Origin of the sequence: Paraburkholderia sacchari (assembly GCF_000785435.2) — a bacterium.
Classification (GTDB): Bacteria; Pseudomonadota; Gammaproteobacteria; order Burkholderiales; family Burkholderiaceae; genus Paraburkholderia; species Paraburkholderia sacchari.
Map to the genome: position 1 here is coordinate 185,152 of NZ_JTDB02000007.1, position 20,260 is coordinate 205,411.

Genomic DNA, 20,260 nt, shown 5'->3' on the forward strand with positions numbered 1-20,260 from the left:
TCCGGCGATTCAATCCTTTTCCCACATAGCTCTATCAGGTCAAGCGCCATGCCAACCGCCATCGATTTCGCCCAGCTTGCCGACGCTATCGGCGACGCCATCGTCATCTCGGATGCCGCCGGCGACATCACGTACTGGAATCCCGCCGCTACACGCATGTTCGGCTATACACGCGAAGAGGCGCTTGGCAAGACGCTCGATCTGATCATTCCCGAGCGGCTGCGCGGCCGCCACTGGGAGGGCTATCACAAGACGATGGCGTCGGGGCAGACGCGTTACGGCAACGACGTGCTGCGCGTGCCCGCCGTCGACAAGGACGGCCGCGCGCTGTCGATCGCGTTTACCGTCGCGCTGCTGCATGGGCAGCAAGGCGAGATCACGGGCATCGTTGCCGTGATTCGCGACGAGACCGCGCGCTTCCAGGAAGAGCGCAATCTGCGCAAGCGCATTACCGAACTCGAAGCCCAGGCCCAGCAGTTCTGAGCCAGTGAGCCAGCCTGCGGGCTGGCCGTAGATCGCCTGACCCCAAGGTCCGCACGGAGCGCTTCGATGCATACGGAAAAAGTCGGTCATTACGAGGTCGAACTCTCGGCCCGTCAATTCATACACAACGGTGGCTGGGCGGCGTTCGCCGCTATCCACGATTCGCACGGCGAGCGCGGTGAACAAACGGGGTGTGCCGCACTGCTCCCCGAGCAGCGCGTAGCCGACGAAACCGTCTTCGCCAGCGAGGCCGCCGCAATAGCGGGCGCCCGCGAGGCGGCGCTCGTCATGCTCAGCGATCTGGGGACAGTCAACCCGCCGCGCTAGCGGTCCCGGTTGCACGTAAAGACGCGTAAAGGCGTGTAAAGGCGCGTAAAGGTGCGTGATAACGCATAGGGACACGCAGCTAGGCGCGCGGCGCAGGGTGCGACGCGCGCGAAGAATTCCAACATCCAGGCTTTGCATAGGGCCGGAGTAAGTGCTGAAGCACTAACTCCGGCCGACACAGGAGACGTTTCATGACGACATGGCCACGCCCTGGGCGCGCCAGGGGGCTTTGCGCGCCGCCGCATCCCCGCGCCGGTATTTGCTTCGGCATTTGCGCTTCATCCATGCGCGGAGGTTCGCCATGGCAATGACCATTGCGGTGCCCCGCGAATTATTCGAAAACGAACGCCGCGTAGCGGCCACGCCGGAAAGCGTCGTACAACTGATCAAGCTTGGCTACGAGATCGAGATTGAAGCGGGCGCGGGCGAACTCGCATCGTATGGCGACGAAGCGTATCGCGCGGCCGGTGCATGCGTCGTCGACGATCCGCTCGAACTCTGGGCCAACGCCGACATCGTGTTCAAGGTGCGTCCGCCGTCGCTCGAAGAGGCGCAGCGCCTGAAGATGGGCGCGACGCTCGTCAGTTTCATCTGGCCCGCGCAGAACGACGCGCTGCTCGACGTGCTCGCCACGCGCGGCGTGACGGTGCTCGCGATGGACTGCGTGCCGCGCATCTCGCGCGCGCAAAAGCTCGACGCGCTGAGCTCGATGGCGAACATGGCCGGCTATCGCGCGGTGATCGAGGCCGCCCAGCATTTCGGTCGCATCTTCACCGGGCAGATCACGGCGGCGGGCAAGATGCCGCCCGCCAAGGTGCTCGTGATCGGCGCGGGCGTGGCCGGTCTCGCGGCTATCGGCGCGGCGCGCGGGCTTGGGGCCATCGTGCGCGCATTCGATACGCGGCCCGAGGTCGGGCAGCAGATCGAGAGCATGGGCGCCGAGTTCCTGAGCGTGGACGTGGAGGAAGAAGGCGGCGGTGGCGGCGGCTACGCGAAGGTGATGAGCGCGAAGTTCATCGAAGCCGAGATGGCGCTGTTCAAGGCCCAGGCGAGCGAGGTGGACATTATCGTCACGACCGCGCTGATCCCGGGTAAGGCCGCGCCGCGCCTCATCGACGAAGAAATGGTCGCGTGCATGCGCGCGGGCAGCGTGATCGTCGATATGGCTGCGGAGCAGGGCGGTAATTGCGAGCTCACGCGAGCTGGCGAGGTGGTGCATGCGCATGGCGTGACGGTGATCGGCTATACCGATCTGCCGAGCCGCATGGCGAATCAGTCGAGCCAGCTCTATGCGACGAATTTGCGCCATCTGCTGACCGATCTCACTCCTGGTAAGGATGGCGAACTAAAGATCGACATGGACGATGTCGTGAAGCGCGGCACCACGGTCATGGAGCAGGGCAAGCTCTGCTGGCCCGCGCCGCCGGTGCCAACCGCCGCTGTCGCGCAAGCCACGTCGGGCACATCGGCCGCGAGCGGGGCGAAGGCCGCGCAGCACGCGCACGGCGCGGCGGGACCGGCTGCCGCCGAAACGCGCAGCCGCAGTGCATGGCCGCTGGTCATGCTGGCGCTGGCCGCCGTGCTGCTGCTCGCGCTCGGCGCGGTGGCGCCGCCCGCGTTCGTTGCGCATTTCACGGTGTTCGTGCTGGCCGTTTTCGTGGGCTATCAGGTGGTCTGGAACGTGACGCCGGCGCTGCACACGCCGCTCATGAGCGTGACCAACGCCATCAGCGGGATCATCGTGATCGGCGCGCTGCTGCATCCCAATGGCGCGGATACGGCGATGGTCGTGAAAGTGCTGGCGGGCGTCGCGCTGCTGGTTGCGACGATCAACATTGCAGGCGGGTTCCTCGTGACCCAGCGCATGCTGAAAATGTTCCAACGGACCTAAGGAGACTGACGTCATGCTCAGTGGAATCGGCAATATGGCGTGGCTCGGTTCGGCTACGCTCTTCATTCTCAGCCTGCGCGGGCTGAGTCATCCGGCCAGCGCCCGGCGGGGCAATCTCTTCGGCATCTGCGGGATGGCGATCGCGGTTGTCGCGACGCTGCTCGTCACGCGCGGGGCGGGTCTCGAAGTCGCGCTCGGCGCGGCGCTGGTGGGCGGCGGCATTGGCGCCGTGCTGGCGCGGCGCGTGGAGATGACGCAAATGCCGCAACTCGTGGCCGTGCTGCACAGCTTCGTCGGCCTTGCGGCAACGCTCATCGCCGTCGCTAGCTTTCTCTCGCCCGCCGCCGCCACGAGCGCCGTCGAGCGCGGGATCCACGATACGGAGATCTATATCGGCGCGTTCATTGGCACCGTGACGTTCAGCGGCTCGATCGTGGCGTTTCTCAAACTGCAGGGCACGGTGGGCGGCAAGCCGCTCGTGCTGCCGGGCCGGCATCTGATGAACGCGGTGGCGCTCGCGGTCTGCATCGTGCTCGGCTATGTGTTCGTGGGCGCACCGGATGGCCCGTATGCGCTCCCCGCGCTCATCGCGATGTGCGCGATTGCAGCGGTGCTGGGCGTGCATCTGGTGATGGCGATCGGCGGCGCGGACATGCCCGTGGTGGTGTCCATGCTCAACAGCTATTCGGGCTGGGCGGCCGCGGCAACCGGCTTCATGCTCGATAACGATTTGCTGGTGACGACCGGCGCGCTGGTGGGTTCGAGCGGCGCGATTCTCAGCTACATCATGTGCCGCGCCATGAACCGCAGCTTCGTTTCGGTGATTCTCGGCGGCTTCGGCGCCGTGGCCAGCACGTCGAGCGCCGCGCCGCAGGGCGACGTGGTGGCGACCTCCGTGGACGAAGTGGGCGCGCTGCTGCGCGATGCCGCCGAGGTCGTGATCGTGCCCGGTTATGGCATGGCGGTGGCCCAGGCGCAAAGCACGATCAGCGAAATCACGCGCAGGCTGCGTGCGCAGGGCGTGCGAGTGCGTTTTGGCATCCATCCGGTTGCCGGGCGCCTGCCGGGCCATATGAACGTGCTGCTCGCCGAGGCGAAGGTGCCGTACGACATCGTGCTCGAAATGGACGAAATCAACGAGGACTTCACGAATACCGATGTCGTGCTCGTGATCGGCGCGAACGATATTGTGAATCCGGGCGCACAGGAGGATGCGGGCAGCCCGATCGCCGGCATGCCGGTGCTCGAGGTGTGGAAGGCGCGCACCGTGGTGGTTTCCAAGCGCAGCATGGCGACGGGCTACGCGGGCGTCGACAATCCGCTCTTCTATAAGGAGAACACCCGAATGCTGTTTGGCGACGCAAAGGGTAGTGTCGATGCTCTGCTCAGACAACTAGAAACGGCTTGATGAAGCCGTAGCGCGGCATGGCGAGATTCCGTGCCGCGCGCGAGACCGCTGGATCGGGCGGATTTACCGGAGAGACAAACGTGGCACAAACCGATCGCATCGACGCCCCTTATACGGCGCGGCGGCATAACCGCTGGGTGCAGCTCGTGGCCGGTGTGGCCTGCATGGGGCTAGTCGCCAATCTGCAGTATGCATGGACATTATTCGTAGTACCGATGGACTCGAAGCACCATTGGGGTCAGGCCGCCATTCAGCTCGCGTTCTCGTTGTTCATCGTGACGGAGACGTGGCTCGTTCCCGTGGAGGGCTGGCTCGTGGACCGCTTCGGCCCGCGTCCGGTCGTGATGGGCGGCGCGTGTTGCGTGGCGCTCGGGTGGGTGCTCGACGCGTGGGCGCCGGTGCTGCCGGTGCTGTACGTGGCAGCGGTGATTTCGGGCATCGGCGCGGGATGCGTGTACGGCACGTGCGTGGGCACGGCGCTCAAATGGTTTCCGGACCGGCGCGGGCTTGCCGCGGGCATGACGGCGGCAGGATTTGGCGCGGGCGCGGCGCTCACGGTCATCCCGATCGCGCGCATGATCCAGCATTCGGGCTATGAGACGGCCTTCGTCTTTTCGGTTTGCTGCAGGGCGTGTGCATCATGGCGCTCGCGCTCGTGATGGTGCGCCCGAAGCCGCCGGCGCATGCGGCTGGCGTGCAGCGCGTGGTGGCCACGAAGACCGACTACACGACGCGTCAGATGATCCGCGCGCCGCTGTTCTGGGTGATGTACGCCATGTTCGTGTGCGTTGCCACGGGCGGCATCATTGCGACCGCACAGATCGGGCCGATCGCCAGGGAGTACGGTTTCGCCTCGATGCCAGTCGCGTTCATGAGCATGACGCTGCCGCTTCTGACGATGACGCTGTCGATCAACAATCTCTGCAACGGCTTCACGCGGCCGCTGTGCGGGCTCATTTCGGACCGGATCGGGCGCGAGAACACGATGTTCATGACCTTTATCGGCGAAGGGCTCGCGTTGCTCGGCCTGCGCTACTTTGGTCACGACCCGTATTTGTTCATCCTGTTTTCGGGGCTCGTGTTCCTGTTCTATGGCGACATCTTCTCGAACTTCCCGGCAACCTGCGCCGACACCTTCGGTGCGCGCTACGCGGCAGGCAACGCCGGCACGCTCTATACGGCGAAGGGGACCGCCGCGCTGCTGGTGCCGGTTGCAACGCTGCTCGCGGTGCACGGCGGCTGGAACATGGTGTTCGATTTCGCGGCCTGTATCGCGATGATGGCGGGAGTGTGCGCGAAGGTGGTGTTGCAGCCCATGCGGCGGCGCTGGATTTTCCAGTCGGCAAACCCCGCGGGGCATGGTGACAGGGCGCTCGTGCGCGAGCCGTTAGGCACGGGCGAGTAGTTGGATCGCTATCGAGGCGGGCGGCGCGCGCTATCCGGATGAAGTGCTGCGCACGCCGGCGCGCCGCCGCCCGGGTGCGTGCGCAACCTGCGCATGAGCGCCGGCGCTTGCAACGCGCGCCCGCGCGCGCGGCGCACCCGGCGGGCATCGGTGCGTGCTTGCATGCGGGGCAGGTCGAGCGCCTCGTCGGCGTCGCCCGTCGATAACGCCGCGTAGCGTCCCTCGGTCTGGCCACGCTCGATCCACTCCGCTGGCAATCGGGTCGCGATCAACCACGTCGCCGCAGCGCCGAAGCCCACGGCGATAATCGCGGCGATAACGACGATTTCCATTTCCTCACCATCTTTCAGCTTGATCTCGTGCCAGCGCGTGCGCCTTAGGCATCGCTGGTTGCGGTCAACGTATACCAATAAACATAACGCGATGCTTTTAGCGCGACGCGCGTTCGTTCAATGATCGATGTCGTTCATGAATTATGAACGCGAGAAAAAATTGAACATCCAGGGATTTCTGTTCATAATGTCGATATGTTCATTATTTTTGAACAAGCGGAATTTATGAACGACGGCAACCAGCACGGACTCCCGAATTTTGATCGTCCAACCGAGGCGCTGCTCAGGCGGCTCATCAACGAGGCCACCGGACGTCTGGGTGTGCCGCTACGTGTAATCGACTTCGGTCCGGCAGCCCCCAGCGCCGCGTCGGCCAGAGAGATGAACAGCGAGATGAAGGTTACGCTGGAGGTGAACGGCGCCCGGCAACCCTACATGCTCGCGGCTCGCGCCCGGCTCCGAACGCGGGAGGAGGTGAGAACTGTCGCGGCCCAAAGCGCCACTGCCGGTCTTCCGGTCCTTCTGGCCACGTCCTGGCTGACGCCTGCATTAGCGGATGAGTGCGTCGAGCAAGGCCTGCAGTTCATCGACCTCGCCGGTAATCTGCATGTGCGCGGGCCCGGCCAGTACATTCTCGTCACTGGCCGGCCGGCGAATCCAGACATCAAGCGCTTCGTCTCGAGATCAGGAAAACCTGCGATCTCCGCGAGTGCTTCCGCGCTCAGGATGATTTTTGTGTTGCTATCCGCTCCGGAGTTGATTAACCGTCCATACCGGGAAATCGCCTCGTCGGCAGGGGTGGCGCTTGGCGCGATTGGCGGCGTGTTCGATGACCTGCGTGAACGCGGTCTACTCGCAGGCACGGAAGACCGGCGCTTGATCGATCCTGCCGCCCTGAGGGAAGAGTGGGCAATCAATTACTCGCTTCGCCTGCTGCCGAAGCTCAACGCACAACGATTTGCGATCGATGATCCTGCGTGGTGGCAGCGCGCGGAACTTCCTGCCGGGCAAGCCTGGTGGAGCGGGGAAGTCGCCGCCGCAAAACTGACCCGGCAGCTTCGGCCGGCCTCGCAGACACTGTATGTCGAACCCGCAGCGAGACCGGCGGTCATGATGGCGCTGGCGAAGCAACACCGCTTTCGCGCCGATCCCGCAGGCAGCCTGGAGATCGTCGATGCCTTCTGGCATCTCGACGACATGCGGACCGCGCAGCTGACGGCGCCACCTTTGCTCGTGTATGCGGATCTCCTGCGCACGAGAGAGCCTCGCAATGCGGAGGCAGCCGCGTTGATTCGCGATCAATGGAGTGGGGTGAATGACGGTCATATCTCTTAAGACGCCGCTCCCGCCGGGAAAGCAGGCAGTGTTGACGGTCATGGATCGCGTGGCCCGGCGCACGAACCTGCAGTACTTCGTTGTCGGTGCGACAGCCAGAGATATCCTGATGTACCACCTGCATGGATTTCCTCTCAACCGCGCCAGTCCCGACATCGATTTCGCAATGGCCATCGAAAGCTGGCCAGCATTCGAAGCGCTGCGAACCGGGCTTCTTGGTGAGCCGGGGTTCCGTCTGGACGGGAAGATTGTGCATCGGCTTCATTATTCGCCCGCGGCAGGCGATGGCTTTCCGGTGGATCTGGTCCCGTTCGGCGGTGTCGAGGTTTCTCCGTCGCAAGTGGCGTGGCCACCGGACATGGCAATTGTGATGAATGTGGCGGGCTACGCCGAAGCGCTGGATAGTGCGGTGACCGTACGCATCGCGGACCGTTGCGAGATTCGCGTTGCGTCGATACCGGGTCTCGTGATGACGAAACTGATCGCGTGGCTGGACCGCGGGCAGTCCAATCCGAAAGACGCGGTGGATTTCCGGTATCTGCTGGAAAACTATGCGACCGCCGGCAACGCCGACAGGCTTTATGGGGAAGAGTTGCCGTTGCTGGCAGCGTGCGATTACGCGTTCGAACGCGCGGGTCCGAGATTGCTCGGAATGGATATCGCGTCCATCGCTTCGGCGCGAAGCAGGCAACAGCTCGCCCACATTCTGGCCGATCCCGAACTGCACGACCGGCTGGTCATGCATATGCTGCGGGGCGGCGTTCATTCGGGAGAGCCTGTAGCGGCGATCGAGAGCCGGCTCGTTGAATTCAGGATCGGGCTGCTGGATTGGCCGGGGCCGTGATTTCCTTGCTGTACGGCTTTTCGCTGAAAGCGGGCACGGTTTCAGTCGCGCAAAAACGAAAAAGCCCGCAATTTGCGGGCTTTTCGATGAAACCGTGACTTGAAGAAGCGTGGTGCCCAGGAGAGGACTCGAACCTCCACAGTGTTGCCACCGCCAGGACCTGAACCTGGTGCGTCTACCAATTCCGCCACCTGGGCACGTCTTCAAGCTAGACAGCGATTATAGCGTGTTCGCGAACCCTGTCAATCAATCTTTTCAAAAAATCTTCACATCGCGAAAGATCTGCATCCGCGCGAGGGAAGCCGCGAAACATTCGGCGCAGCGTGCCGATGCTGCTGTTCTGCGGACCCGCGCCGCCAGGCGCACATCTGGAAACGACGACCCGGAAACGAAAAAAGCCGGCATAAAGCCGGCTTTTTTGAATCTTGGTGCCCAAGAGAGGACTCGAACCTCCACAGTGTTGCCACCGCCAGGACCTGAACCTGGTGCGTCTACCAATTCCGCCACCTGGGCAAGGTGTCGCTTACTACTTGCTGCTGCGCTTGTCGTGCAGCAGAGAACGAAATTCTAGCGTGTCTGTAGGGCCTGTCAAGGCCCTTTTGAGGAAATTTGAGAAAAAAGTGCAGCGTCGGCGTTGGTCGCGAGTCCGGCGCGCGAGCTGCGAGCAGCGGGCGTGCGCGAGCTTCCACGCTGAATTGCCGGGCGCGGCGCGGGTGTTAGAATGCCTCGCAGCAAGACCGGGCGCGGCATGATTTCGCGTGTCCGCGCACTATCCGACGTCCACGCCACGAGAACAACCATCGACAAGCCCTTGAGCAAATATCCCTATCCGATTCCCAGCCGCGAGGAGATTCTCGGCGTGCTGCGGACCAGCGAATCGCCCTGTACCGCGAACGATATCGCCGAGGCTCTCGCCATCAAGCGCCAGGAGCGTGAAGGGTTTTTCAGGCGGCTCGCCGCGATGGAGCGCGACGGGCAGATCCGGCTCGACTCGCGCGGCCATTATCAGCTTGCGCATCCTTCCAACTTCGTCGCGGGCCGGGTCCAGGGCCATCGTGATGGCTACGGCTTTCTCGTGCGCGACGACGGCCAGGACGATCTGTTCCTGCCGCAAGGCGAGATGCAGAAGGTCATGCACAACGACCGCGTGCTCGCGCGCATCGTCGGCTACGACCGCCGCGGGCGTCCGGAAGGGCACATCGTCGAGGTCACGGACCGCGCGAACCGCAGCGTGATCGGGCGGCTGCTCAATGAAAACGGCGCGCTCATCGTCGCGCCCGAAGACAAGCGCATCGGCCACGACATTCTCGTCACGCAGAATGCGAAGAAGGCCAAGGTCGGGCAGGTGGTGGTGGTCGAGCTCACGGACTTCCCGAGCCGCCACTCGCAGCCGCTCGGCCGCGTGCTGGAAGTGCTCGGCGACATCGACGACCCCGGCATGGAGATCGAGATCGCCGTGCGCAAGTACGGCGTGCCGCACGAGTTCAGCAAGCCCGCGCTCGACGAAGCCGCGAAGCTGCCCGACGCCGTGCGTCCCACCGATATCCGCTATCGCATCGATCTGCGCGACGTGCCGCTCGTCACCATCGACGGTGAAGATGCGCGCGACTTCGACGACGCCGTTTACTGCGAACCGATGAAGGTCGGGCGCGGCGACGGCTTCCGTCTGCTCGTGGCCATCGCCGACGTCTCGCACTACGTGCAGCCGGGCGGCGGGCTCGATGTGGACGCCATCGAGCGCAGCACCTCGGTGTACTTCCCGCGCCGCGTGATTCCGATGCTGCCCGAGAAGCTCTCGAACGGGCTGTGCTCGCTCAATCCACATGTGGACCGCTGCGTGCTCGTGTGCGACATGGTCATCACCGCGCGCGGCGAGATCAAGGCGTATCAGTTCTACCCGGGCGTGATGCACTCGGCGGCGCGTCTCACGTATACCGAGGTCGCCGCGGTGCTCAAGAACACCAAGGGGCCGGAGGCCGCGCGCCGCGCCGCGCTGATGCCGCATTTGCAGAACCTCTACGGCGTCTACAAGGCGCTGTTCGCGGCGCGCCAGAAGCGCGGCGCGATCGACTTCGACACGACCGAGACCTATATCGTCTGCAACGCGCAGGGCAAGATCGAGCAGATCGTGCCGCGCCAGCGCAACGACGCGCACAAGCTGATCGAAGAATGCATGCTTGCGGCCAACGTCTGCGCGGCGGACTTCATGAAGCGCAACAAGCATCCGGGCCTGTACCGGGTGCACGCGGGGCCGAGCGCGGAAAAGCTCGAAAACCTGCGCACCTTCCTGCGCGGCATGGGGCTTTCGCTGGGCGGCGGCGACACGCCTCACGCGAGCGACTACGCGGCGCTGATGGCGCACATCCGCGACCGGCCCGATGCGCAGATGTTGCAAACGATGCTGCTGCGCTCGATGCAGCAGGCTGTCTACAGCCCGGACAACATCGGCCACTTCGGTTTGGCTTACGAGGCCTACGCGCACTTCACGAGCCCGATTCGCCGCTATCCCGACCTGCTCACGCACCGCTCGATATACGCGATCCTGCAGGGCAAGAAGTATCAGCCGGCGGCGCCCGACGGCGTCGAGCTCAACACGGCTCTCTCGCCGCGCGCCCGCGCGATGCAGGCCGAAGACGAGGCGAAGCGCGGCAAGCGTGCGCGCGGCGCGAATACGGCCATCTGGGAAGAGCTCGGCTTGCACTGCTCGGCCAACGAGCGTCGCGCCGATGAAGCTTCGCGCGACGTCGAGGCATGGCTCAAGTGCTACTTCATGCGCGACAAGCTTGGCGAGGAATATGGCGGAATGGTGAGCGGCGTGACGTCGTTCGGCATTTTCGTGCAGCTCGATTCGCTGTTCATCGAAGGCCTCGTGCATGTGACGGAACTGGGCTCGGACTATTTCCAGTACGACGAAATCAAGAACGAGCTGCGCGGCGAGCGCACCGGCATCCGCTACCGTCTTTCGGACCGCGTGCGCGTGCAGGTGAGCCGCGTCGATCTCGATGCGCGCAAGATCGATTTCCGCCTCGTGCGCGATACGCCGGTCAAGCCCGCTCTGAATCGCGGCGGGCAAGGCCAGCAGGAACGTGGCGGGCCGCAAGAGGGCGGGCCGCGCGTGCGGTCGCTGCAGCAGGGCCAGGGCGGCCAGGGCGGAGACGTCCGGCGCAAGAAGGCCGCACCGGCGCCGAGTGCGGCCGTGAAGGAAGCGCGCGCAGCACGCAGCGCGGCGAAGACCGCAAAGAAGCGCGCGGCATCGAAGTCGGCGGCCAAGAAGCCGGTATCGCGCAAGAAGCGCTGAAGCCGTGCTGCGCGCGAGAGCGTGCAGCATTGGTAGCAACCATGCGCCGCGCCGCGAATGCCGCGCGGCGCACGCACGTTTAGCAGACACGCCGGGTTTTTCGCTGAGGTGGCCATCGAAATGGCCGCCGACGCGGGCAGGGCGTGCCCGGCCGCATGTCGGCCGGCAGAATCACATTCGTTCGCGGCACGAGGCTCAAAACACGAGACTCGAGGCACGAGGCCGCAGGCCATGTGCGCCGCGAACCGTTCACCAGGGGTTGTATCCAGTCATGTCACGTCTCAAGGTTCTTTACGGGTTTCATGCGGTGACCGCACGCTTGCGGCACGACGCGTCCACGGTCGAGGATGTCTATTACGACACGACGCGGCGCGATCGCCGCATGCAGGATTTCCTGCACGCCGCGAAGGAAGCGGGCGTGCGCATCATCGCCGCGGACGAGACGCGCTTGTGGGGCCTCGCGCGCACGGAGCGCCATCAGGGCGTGGTCGCGCGCGTGCACGATCTGCCGCTCGCGCAGAACCTGGCCGAGCTGCTCGACGGCATCCAGGGGGCGCCGCTGCTGCTCGTGCTCGACGGCGTGACCGACCCGCACAACCTCGGCGCGTGCCTGCGCGTGGCCGATGCAGCCGGCGCGCACGCCGTGATCGCGCCGCGCGATCGCGCCGTGGGCCTGAACGCCACCGCCGCGAAAGTCGCGAGCGGCGCGGCCGATACGATTCCGTACATCACCGTCACGAACCTCGCGCGCGCGCTGCGCGAACTGAAGGACGCGGGCGTATGGGTGGTCGGCACGGCGGGCGAGGCGAGCGCGAGCCTGTATCAGACGAAGCTCGACGGCCCCGTCGCGCTCGTGATGGGCGCCGAAGGCGAGGGCATGCGCCGCCTCACGCGCGAAACCTGCGACGAGGTCATGCACATTCCGATGGCCGGCACGGTCGAGAGCCTGAACGTTTCCGTCGCTTCGGGCGTGTGCCTGTTCGAGGCGGTGCGTCAACGTTCGGTCGCGCGCTGACGCGTCCCGCACATGCGGTTCCTGCGCAAGTCGAGGCTCGGCGTGGCTGCGTTCGCGGCGCTTGCGCTTGCCGCGTGCGCGCCCGCCACGATCGTCGATCGCGGCGGCTATGTCGCCGATACGCAATATCATGCGCGCAGCGCCGACTCGCGCATCCGCTTTCTCGTGGAGCACTACACGCAGGGCGATGAATCCACCGCGCTCGAGGAATTGACGCGCGAGAACGTGAGCGCCCATTACCTCGTTCCCGTGCATCCGCCGCTGCGCGACAGCAAGTCCGTCGTGCTGCAGCTCGTGCCCGAGGCGCAACGCGCCTGGCACGCGGGCGCGAGCGAGTGGCAGGGCACGACCGAACTCAACGCGGCTTCGATCGGCATCGAAAACGTCAATTCGGGGCCGCTCGAAGACTTGCAGACGACGTCACAAGGCATGCCGGAAGGGACGCCGCCGCGCGAATGGGCACCCTGGCCGCCCGATCAGGTCGCGGCGATCATCGCGCTCTCGAAGGACATTGTCACGCGTTACGGCATTGCGCCCACGCGCGTGGTGGGCCATAGCGACATCGCTCCGCAGCGCAAGATCGATCCGGGGCCGCTGTTTCCGTGGAAGCAGCTTTACGAGGCGGGCGTGGGCGCATGGCCCGACGACGCCACCGTTGAAGCCGATCTCGCGGGCCGTGCCCCCGACGCGCCTGCCGACGTGCTCGGCCTGCAAACGAAGCTTGCGCGCTATGGCTACGCGGTCGTGACCGACGGCGTGCTAGACGCGCGCACGCGGCGCGTGTTCGCGGCCTTCCAGATGCACTTCCGGCCACGCGACTACTCGGGCACGCCCGACGCCGAAACCGATGCGATCGCGCAGGCGCTGCTCGACAAATACATCGACCGGACGGCACCGGCGCCATCCGGCGCGAACGAAACGGCACCTTGAATGCGTTGCGCGGCGTGCGCGCGGCGTGCGATACGTCGTGCATCGACGCAGCGCTTATGGCGTCTCGCCGGCGGTGCGACGCAACTCCGGTAAACTATGCGCTTTTCGCGTTTTCCTTCCTCGGGCAGTTCCCCATCATGACTCAAGACGAACTCAAGAAACTGGTCGGCCAGGCCGCCGCAGACTATGTCAACGCGCATGTGCCGGAAGGCGCCGTGATTGGCGTCGGCACCGGCTCGACCGCGAACTGTTTCATCGACGCGCTGGCCGCCAGCAAAGGCCGCTATCGCGGCGCCGTATCGAGCTCGGTTGCGACCACGGCGCGTCTCGAAGCGCACGGCTTCAAGATCTACGACCTGAACGAGATCGAATCGCTGCCCGTCTATGTGGACGGCGCCGACGAAATCGACGCATCGGGCGCAATGATCAAGGGCGGCGGCGGGGCGCTCACGCGCGAGAAGATCGTCGCGTCGGTGTCGGAAGTGTTCGTGTGCATCGCCGACGCCAGCAAGCGCGTAGGCGTGCTCGGCCAGTTCCCGCTGCCCATCGAAGTCGTGCCGATGGCGCGCACGGCCATCGGCCGGCGCGTGATGGCGCTCGGCGGCGTGCCGGTGCTGCGCGTGCAGAAGGACGGCACGCCCTATATCACCGACAACGGCAACGAGATTCTCGACGTGAAGGGCCTGAGCATCAGCGACCCGCGCACGCTCGAGGCGCAAGTCAACGCATGGCCCGGCGTCGTGACCGTGGGTCTGTTCGCGGCACGCTGCGCCGATCTGTGCCTGCTCGGCGGCGAGTCGGGCGTCGAGCGCATCGACTACAAGAGCTGATTGCCCGAACGAGCGGCGGCGCGAATACCGCTATGCGGTGCGCGTGCCGTCATGCGCCTGCGCTTCGCATCCGATAATCGTTCAGGAATCCAGATGATGTGGCGATGCGGGCAGGTTTCGCGACCCGAGCCGTCATGACGAGAAAGCATAGCTGTCTCGTCATGACGTCCAGGGGGCGGCTCATTCCACGGTTTCCGCTTGATGAAGGCGCGGCAGCAAGCGGTCGAACTCGCGGCGCACGAGGCCGTAGCACTCGCAGGCGCGGGCTTCGAGACCCTTGCGGTCGAGCACGCGGATGCGGCCGCGGCTGTGTTGGATCAGACCTTCGTGGTGCAGCTTGCCGGCCGCTTCGGTGATGCCCTCGCGGCGCACGCCAAGCATGTCGGCGATGAGCTGCTGCGTGACCGTCAGGTCGTTCGACGCCACGCGGTCCACTTCGATCAGGAGCCAGCGGCACAGCTGCTTGCTGAGCGAATGATGGCGGTTGCAGGCCGCGGTTTGCGCCACTTGCGTGAGCAATGCGTGCATGTAGAGCAGCATGAGGCGGCGCAGGAAGTCCGAGCGCGCGAATTGCTGCCGCAGGCTTTGTGCGCTCATGCGATACGCGAAGCCCGTGCATTGCACTTGCACGCGGTTGGGCATGGTTTCTCCGCCCGTGAGCACGGGCACGCCGGTCATGCCTTCGCGGCCCACCGCGGCGATCTCCACGGAGCTCCCGTCTTCCATCGTCGAGAGCATGGAGATGATTGCCGTGGTCGGAAAATAGACGTGATGAATGCGCTGGCCGGAGTCGCAGAGCAGCTGTTCGGTGCGCAGATGGACGAGTTCGAGATGCGGTGCGAGTGCTTGCCACTCGTGTGACGGCAGTGCCCCGAGCAAATGGTTGCCGTGCAGATCCGATTGAAGGGTCAACATGATTTGGTCCTCGTTCGAAGCGGCTTTCACCGCCTCTGTCTTTTCATTCCGGTCGTCGAACCGCTTTTTGTATACCGCTTCCCGTAGCGGCTATTGGCTCGTCGTGCCGGCCCCATGGTCCGAGTGCGTGCGCTATATCGGCTGTATGCGTCACGCTGTGTGGCACATCCCACTAAGCAGGGGGTGTGCCAGAGCGGCACAAACCTCGTGTACGTGCGGCTTTGCGGGCGTATCGATGCGAGCGCATCGAAGCAAGGCGCCGTTTTTGTTTCAATTCTGTACGACACCTGGGCGGAGCGCGGCCGCCGTCGCCGCTATTTGTAACTAGATGTAACTTATCAAGTGATTGAATTTATTGGACTATTTTGTGTTGCGGGACGCGTTTCCAAAAATGACTCCAAGCTGAAACACACCTGATCGACGGCTGTGGCCGTCCGCTCGCAACGCACGCGGAACCGTTCGAATTTGATTCAGTTGTGTTGCACGGCAGGCAATCCGCGCGGAAATGTTCGCTCCTGAAACATGGATGCCGGGCCGCTTTCTCACCGCACATGCGTGCGTAAATGTCTCCTTGCCTTGCTGCCTGCAACTTGCTCGATCAGTGTGGGTATGCGTACAGAATCGCCCGCCGCGCTTTGCTCCAATGGAGTCCGAATGCCCAGGGGGCGCAAGGCAGCACGCGATGCCGCGCCCGTCCGGGACCGGATATCCGAACGGGGAGCTTCGTGCATGAACCAGGTCGTTACGCAGGCCGGCTTGATTGCCGCGGCCAATGAGCCCGAAGTCGCACTCGTCGTCCAGCCCGTCGTGCTGGCTGGCGGTTCGGGAACGCGGTTATGGCCGCTTTCGCGCGAACATTGCCCCAAGCAGCTGATCGACCTGCTCGACGGCGAGTCGCTACTCGAGGCCACCGTGCGCCGCCTCGATGATGTGTATGCGCGTGGCGGCGCGTCGGTGCGCAAGGCCGCGCCGCTCGTCGTGAGCAGCGAGGAACTGCGCCACATGACCGCCGACCGGCTCGGCCGCAGCGGCATGGCGGCGCGCGTCATGTTCGAGCCGGTCGCGCGCAACACCGCGCCGGCGCTCACCGTGGCTGCGCTCGCCGCATGCGCGGCGCAGGCAACGGCGGAAACCGCGGTGAAAACTGAGGTGGAAACAGCGACGGAAGCCGCGCCGGACGGTGCATCGGCAAACGCGCCGGCAAAAGCACCGCAAAGCGATAGCGACCCGATCCTGGTCGCCATGCCGGCGGATCATCTGATCGCCGATCGGGCAGCGTTTGCCGCCGCGCTGGAAGACGCCGTGATCTACGCAGCGCGCGGTGCGATCGTCACGCTTGGCGTGCCGCCGCAACGGGTGGAGACCGGTTACGGCTACATCGGCGCCGGCCCGACCCTTGGCGCGAGCGGCGCGCGCACCATCGAACGCTTCGTCGAGAAACCCGATGCCGAGGTGGCCGCGCGTTACGTCGCGTCGGGCGACTACTGGTGGAACAGCGGCATTTTCGTGGTGCGGGCCTCGGTGTGGCTCGCGGCCATCGCCCGTTGCCGGCCCGCCATCGCCGAGCAGTGCGCGCAGGCCTTCGAACGCGCGAGTGTCGATGCGGACGGCGCGATTCATCTGGATGCGGCGGCGCTGGCGGCGTGCCCCTGCGATTCGATCGACTATGCGGTGATGGAGTCCGTGGGCGCCGACGCGCTTCTCGCGGGCGTGGTCGTGCCGCTCGTGGCGGGCTGGTCCGACGTTGGCGCGTGGGACGCGGTCTGGCAAGTCTCCGACAAGGATGCGAGCGGCAATGTCGCGCGCGGGCGCGTGCTGTTCGAGGATTCGACCGAGAGCTTCGCGCATTCCGATGGCCGGCTCGTAGCCTGCGTGGGTGTGCACGGCGTGGTGGTGGTGGAGACCGCCGATGCCGTGCTGGTCGCTGCCAAGGACCGGGTGCAGAGCGTGAAGGCGATCGTCGGCAAGCTCAAGGCGCAGCACGGCGAGGAGGCGCAGCATCACCGCCGCGTCGAGCGGCCGTGGGGCTGCTATGACTCGGTCGATCGCGGGGAGCGCTTCCAGGTCAAGCGCATCGTCGTGAAGCCGGGCGGGCGGCTCTCGTTGCAGATGCATCATCACCGCGCCGAGCATTGGGTCGTCGTGCGCGGCACGGCGCGCGTGACGCGCGGCGACGAAGTGTTCCTGATCTCGGAGAACGAGTCCACCTACATTCCACTTGGCGTGAAGCACCGGCTCGAAAACCCGGGCAAGACACCGCTCGAGATCATCGAAGTGCAGTCGGGCGGCTATCTCGGCGAGGACGACATCGTGCGTTTCGACGATCAGTACGGGCGTGCGGGAGAGCATGAAGACGCGCTCGCATGGCCACGAAAGTAGACGGGGGATCCATACAGACTGCTTACAAAACGACAACGAGAAACTGTAAACCACAAGAATCGGGAAACCAACGGGCCTGGCGGGAAAATTCGGCAAGACTCGGAAAAAGCTGGGACGAACGGAGCGTTTGCCGCGTGATTCATGCGTCAGGAGATATCCTGGCTGGCGGTTGATGCAATTCGCATGGCAACGTACGACTAAGTTCGACGAAGCACGAGGGCCCACGCAGCAACCGTCATACAGGCGCGCTTACGCGGCATCGGGGGGGAAGGGTCATGGAACTGGGGAACAAGGAACGCTCACTCGTGAGCAAGGTCATGGACGGCCTGATTTCGGGCATCGTCGAAGAACGGTATGGCGCGATCCTGCCGCCGCAGGACGTCTTGTCCAAAGAGTTCGACGTGAGTCGCACGGTCATGCGCGAAGCGCTGTCCATGCTGCTCGCGCGCCACATGCTCGACGTGCGGCCGAAGATCGGCACGCGCATCCGGCCCATGCGCGACTGGCGCATGATCGACGAAGACGTGGTGAGCTGGCGTTTTCGCGCGAAGCCGGACAAGAACTTTCTGCGCGACGTGATCGAGTTCCGCGCGCTGATCGAGCCCGCCGCGTGCGCGCTGGCAGCCGAGCGCGCGAGCGCGGCGGATCTCGCGGGCATTCGCGAGGCCTACGAGGCGCTACGCCAGACGAGTCCCGGCGAAGCGGGTTGCGAAGCTGCCGATACGCTTTTGCACACGCGCATTCTCGCCGCGAGCGGCAATCAGTTCTATCAGCAGATGGCAGCGATCATTCGCGGCGCGCTCACGCTCGTGGGGCCCATCCTGAGCCAGCGCGAGGACGGTTGGACCAACGTGGTGAACGCGCACGGCGGCGTGGTCGACGCGATCGAGCGACGTGCGCCCGACGATGCGCGCGCGGCCGCGATGGCCATGATCGAACTCACCGCCGACGAGCTTCACAGCGCGCTTTCGCCGGAGGCCGTCGAGACGCGCTGACGCTTCCCGTTCGTTGCCTGAGTGCTTGACTGCGCGGTTGCCTGCGCGCGCGCAAGCCCGTATCGTGCGTATCTTTGCTTCGCTGCGGCCGGTGTCCGGCGTGCGGCGAGCAGAATCACGCAACCGAAGCAATCGGCGATACGAGGCAAGGCATGGGCAATTCCGGGAAGGGCAGCGAAACCAGTAACGGCGCCACTTCGGCCGCGATAACCTGGGGCATCGTGGGCGCGGGTCGCATCGCGCGGCGTTTCGCACAGGGCGTGGCGCATGTGCAAGGCGCGCGCGTGGGCGCGGTATGGTCGCGCCGCGCGGCGCCGGCGGCGGCGCTCGCGCAGGAGTGCGGCGCCGCTGCGTGCGCGAGTTTCGAGGCGCTGCTCGCGAGCGGTGTCGACGCCGTCTACATCGCAACGCTGCAGGACAGCCACGCGCACTTTGCGGTCGCGGCGCTGGAGGCGGGCCTGCACGTGCTCTGCGAAAAGCCCGCGACGGTGAACGCCGGGCAACTCGAACGCGTGATCGACGCCGCGCGGCGCGCGCAACGGCTCTTCATGGAGGCGATGAAGCCGCCGTTCTTTCCGCTCTATCGCGCCTTGCGCGCGCATCTGCAAGCGGATCCTATCGGCCCCGTGGGTCTCGTCCGCGCGGGCTGCTCGGTGGCTAACGTTCCTGCCGATCATCCGTCGTTCTCGTTCGAGCACGCGGGCGGGGCGCTGCTCGACATCGGCGTGTACGAGATGTTTCTGGCAGTCGACTGGCTGGGTGCGCCGCGCGAGGTGCAGACCTTCGGGCGCCTGGGCGTCACGGGCGTCGATACGTTTGCAAGCCTTAATTGCCAGCACGAAAACGGTATCGCGCAGCTCTTTTGCGGGCTCGACCTGCATGGCTTTGGCGATGCGCTGCTGGCCGGGCCGCTCGGCAACGTTACGATTCATGCGAACTGGTGGAACCCGGTGCGCGCGACGATCCGCTATGTCGACGGCCGCACGGTCGAACTCGACGAGCCCTTCGAAGGCGGCGGCCTGAACTACGAGACTGCGCACTTTTGCGAGCTGGTGCGCGCCGGCGCGCTGGAGAGCCCGGTCATGCCGCATGAGACTTCGCGGCGCATGATCGCGATGGCCGATGCCGCTCGCGCGGCGCTCGGCTTGCGGTTCGACTGCGAGTGACGCTCAGCGCCGCTCGACGCCACTCAGTGCCGCGCGGGCAACGCCAGGCGTTTTTCGTACCAGTGCTGGATCCACTCGAGCACCTGGCAGAGCACCCAGTAGACGGCGGCGGCCGCGAGATAGAGCGGCAGCGGCTGATACGTCGAAGCGATGATCTCCTGGGCGCTGCGCAGCAGTTCGGTCACGGTGATGACCGAGACGAGCGACGTGTCCTTGATGAGGCTGATCAGGCTGTTCGAGAGGCTCGGCACCGCAATGCGCAGCGCCTGTGGCGCGATCACGTAGCGCAGCGTCTGGCGCCGCGAGAGTCCCAGGCTATAGGCGGCGAGCCACTGGCCGCTGTGGATGCCGAGAATCGCGCCGCGCATGCTCTCGGAAAGATAGGCCGCGACGTTCGCGGAGAGCGCGATCACACCTGCAGGCGTGGGGTCGAGCGAGATGCCGATGCTCGGCAATCCGTAGTAAATCACGAAGATCTGCACGAGCAGCGGGGTGCCGCGCATGAGGCTCACGTACACGCGCGCGATGAACACGAGCGCACGGTTCGAGCTGATGCCCATGAGCGCGAGCACCGCACCGCCGACGAGCCCGAAGATCATCGACAGGACAGCGAACTTGACCGTCAGCACCGCGCCCTGCGCGAGCACGGGCAGCGACTGGATGATGAGCGAGGAGATGGGCATGGGAGGACGCGGATGGGTCGCGGA

At 65.2% G+C, this 20,260-nt stretch carries 17 protein-coding genes, 2 tRNA genes and 1 pseudogene; 14 read left to right on the plus strand and 6 right to left on the minus strand.

The annotated features are described in order from the left end of the window. Positions 1 to 48: 48 nt before the first annotated feature. From NH14_RS23070 to oxlT, 5 genes and pseudogenes are all read left to right on the plus strand, one after another. A complete protein-coding gene (locus NH14_RS23070; RefSeq protein ID WP_035526021.1) occupies positions 49 to 483 on the plus strand; it encodes a PAS domain-containing protein in 435 nt (144 codons plus the stop codon). Between the two features lie 66 nt (positions 484 to 549). Further along, complete coding sequence (locus NH14_RS23075) at positions 550 to 810, plus strand: hypothetical protein (RefSeq protein WP_035526024.1); 261 nt, start codon at positions 550 to 552, stop codon at positions 808 to 810. Positions 811 to 1,111: 301 nt separating this feature from the next. After that, entirely contained in the window at positions 1,112 to 2,701 is a 1,590-nt protein-coding gene (locus tag NH14_RS23080) for a Re/Si-specific NAD(P)(+) transhydrogenase subunit alpha (RefSeq protein WP_035526027.1), read from the plus strand. 13 nt (positions 2,702 to 2,714) lie between these two features. Next, entirely contained in the window at positions 2,715 to 4,109 is a 1,395-nt protein-coding gene (locus NH14_RS23085; protein ID WP_035526029.1) for an NAD(P)(+) transhydrogenase (Re/Si-specific) subunit beta, read from the plus strand. A 17-nt stretch (positions 4,110 to 4,126) separates the two neighbouring features. Continuing rightward, positions 4,127 to 5,514: pseudogene (gene oxlT, locus NH14_RS23090) on the plus strand (oxalate/formate MFS antiporter). An 8-nt stretch (positions 5,515 to 5,522) separates the two neighbouring features. Here oxlT and NH14_RS23095 read toward each other — a convergent pair. Continuing rightward, positions 5,523 to 5,846 carry a hypothetical protein gene (locus NH14_RS23095; RefSeq protein WP_035526032.1) on the minus strand — a complete coding sequence of 108 codons (324 nt, stop codon included), beginning with the start codon at positions 5,844 to 5,846 and terminating at the stop codon, positions 5,523 to 5,525. Between the two features lie 225 nt (positions 5,847 to 6,071). Here NH14_RS23095 and NH14_RS23100 point away from each other — a divergent pair, with 225 nt between their 5' ends. Together NH14_RS23100 and NH14_RS23105 are read left to right on the plus strand one after the other, a co-directional pair. Continuing rightward, positions 6,072 to 7,181 (plus strand): type IV toxin-antitoxin system AbiEi family antitoxin, encoded by a 1,110-nt coding sequence (locus NH14_RS23100; RefSeq protein WP_035526386.1) that lies wholly within the window; start codon positions 6,072 to 6,074, stop codon positions 7,179 to 7,181. Beyond that, positions 7,162 to 8,025, plus strand: coding sequence for a nucleotidyl transferase AbiEii/AbiGii toxin family protein (locus tag NH14_RS23105; RefSeq protein WP_035526035.1), 864 nt, complete (start codon positions 7,162 to 7,164; stop codon positions 8,023 to 8,025). The genes NH14_RS23100 and NH14_RS23105 overlap by 20 nt, the downstream gene beginning before the upstream one ends. Positions 8,026 to 8,135: 110 nt before the next feature. On the opposite strand, the gene NH14_RS23110 is transcribed toward NH14_RS23105, so the two are convergent. The 3 genes from NH14_RS23110 to NH14_RS23120 all read right to left on the minus strand — a co-directional run bounded on the left by NH14_RS23110 (position 8,136) and on the right by NH14_RS23120 (position 8,538). Further along, positions 8,136 to 8,222, minus strand: a tRNA-Leu gene (locus NH14_RS23110). Positions 8,223 to 8,233: 11 nt separating this feature from the next. Beyond that, complete coding sequence (locus tag NH14_RS23115) at positions 8,234 to 8,461, minus strand: hypothetical protein (protein WP_152617131.1); 228 nt, start codon at positions 8,459 to 8,461, stop codon at positions 8,234 to 8,236. Further along, a tRNA-Leu gene (locus NH14_RS23120) sits at positions 8,452 to 8,538 on the minus strand. The genes NH14_RS23115 and NH14_RS23120 overlap by 10 nt, the downstream gene beginning before the upstream one ends. 235 nt (positions 8,539 to 8,773) lie before the next feature. On the opposite strand from NH14_RS23120, the gene rnr reads away from it, so the two are divergent. The 4 genes from rnr (at position 8,774) to rpiA (ending at position 14,098) form a co-directional block, all read left to right on the plus strand. After that, entirely contained in the window at positions 8,774 to 11,323 is a 2,550-nt protein-coding gene (gene rnr / locus NH14_RS23125; RefSeq protein WP_176329285.1) for a ribonuclease R, read from the plus strand. A gap of 271 nt (positions 11,324 to 11,594) precedes the next feature. Then, positions 11,595 to 12,338 (plus strand): 23S rRNA (guanosine(2251)-2'-O)-methyltransferase RlmB, encoded by a 744-nt coding sequence (gene rlmB / locus NH14_RS23130; RefSeq protein WP_035526041.1) that lies wholly within the window; start codon positions 11,595 to 11,597, stop codon positions 12,336 to 12,338. A gap of 12 nt (positions 12,339 to 12,350) precedes the next feature. Then, positions 12,351 to 13,268, plus strand: coding sequence for an N-acetylmuramoyl-L-alanine amidase (locus tag NH14_RS23135; protein WP_035526044.1), 918 nt, complete (start codon positions 12,351 to 12,353; stop codon positions 13,266 to 13,268). 137 nt (positions 13,269 to 13,405) lie between these two features. Continuing rightward, complete coding sequence (gene rpiA, locus NH14_RS23140) at positions 13,406 to 14,098, plus strand: ribose-5-phosphate isomerase RpiA (protein WP_035526389.1); 693 nt, start codon at positions 13,406 to 13,408, stop codon at positions 14,096 to 14,098. A gap of 180 nt (positions 14,099 to 14,278) precedes the next feature. Here rpiA and NH14_RS23145 read toward each other — a convergent pair whose 3' ends face one another. Beyond that, positions 14,279 to 15,013 carry a Crp/Fnr family transcriptional regulator gene (locus NH14_RS23145; RefSeq protein ID WP_035526392.1) on the minus strand — a complete coding sequence of 245 codons (735 nt, stop codon included), beginning with the start codon at positions 15,011 to 15,013 and terminating at the stop codon, positions 14,279 to 14,281. 729 nt (positions 15,014 to 15,742) lie between these two features. Here NH14_RS23145 and NH14_RS23150 point away from each other — a divergent pair. The 3 genes from NH14_RS23150 (at position 15,743) to NH14_RS23160 (ending at position 19,553) form a co-directional block, all read left to right on the plus strand. Then, entirely contained in the window at positions 15,743 to 17,392 is a 1,650-nt protein-coding gene (locus NH14_RS23150; protein WP_035526047.1) for a mannose-1-phosphate guanylyltransferase/mannose-6-phosphate isomerase, read from the plus strand. A gap of 275 nt (positions 17,393 to 17,667) precedes the next feature. Then, positions 17,668 to 18,387 (plus strand): FadR/GntR family transcriptional regulator, encoded by a 720-nt coding sequence (locus NH14_RS23155; RefSeq protein ID WP_035526050.1) that lies wholly within the window; start codon positions 17,668 to 17,670, stop codon positions 18,385 to 18,387. Positions 18,388 to 18,539: 152 nt separating this feature from the next. Continuing rightward, the gene (locus tag NH14_RS23160; RefSeq protein ID WP_052148027.1) at positions 18,540 to 19,553 is read left to right on the plus strand and encodes a Gfo/Idh/MocA family protein; all 1,014 of its coding nucleotides are present in this window, start codon (positions 18,540 to 18,542) and stop codon (positions 19,551 to 19,553) included. 23 nt (positions 19,554 to 19,576) lie between these two features. Here NH14_RS23160 and NH14_RS23165 read toward each other — a convergent pair whose 3' ends face one another. Next, positions 19,577 to 20,236 carry an amino acid ABC transporter permease gene (locus NH14_RS23165; protein ID WP_035526053.1) on the minus strand — a complete coding sequence of 220 codons (660 nt, stop codon included), beginning with the start codon at positions 20,234 to 20,236 and terminating at the stop codon, positions 19,577 to 19,579. Positions 20,237 to 20,260: the final 24 nt, after the last annotated feature.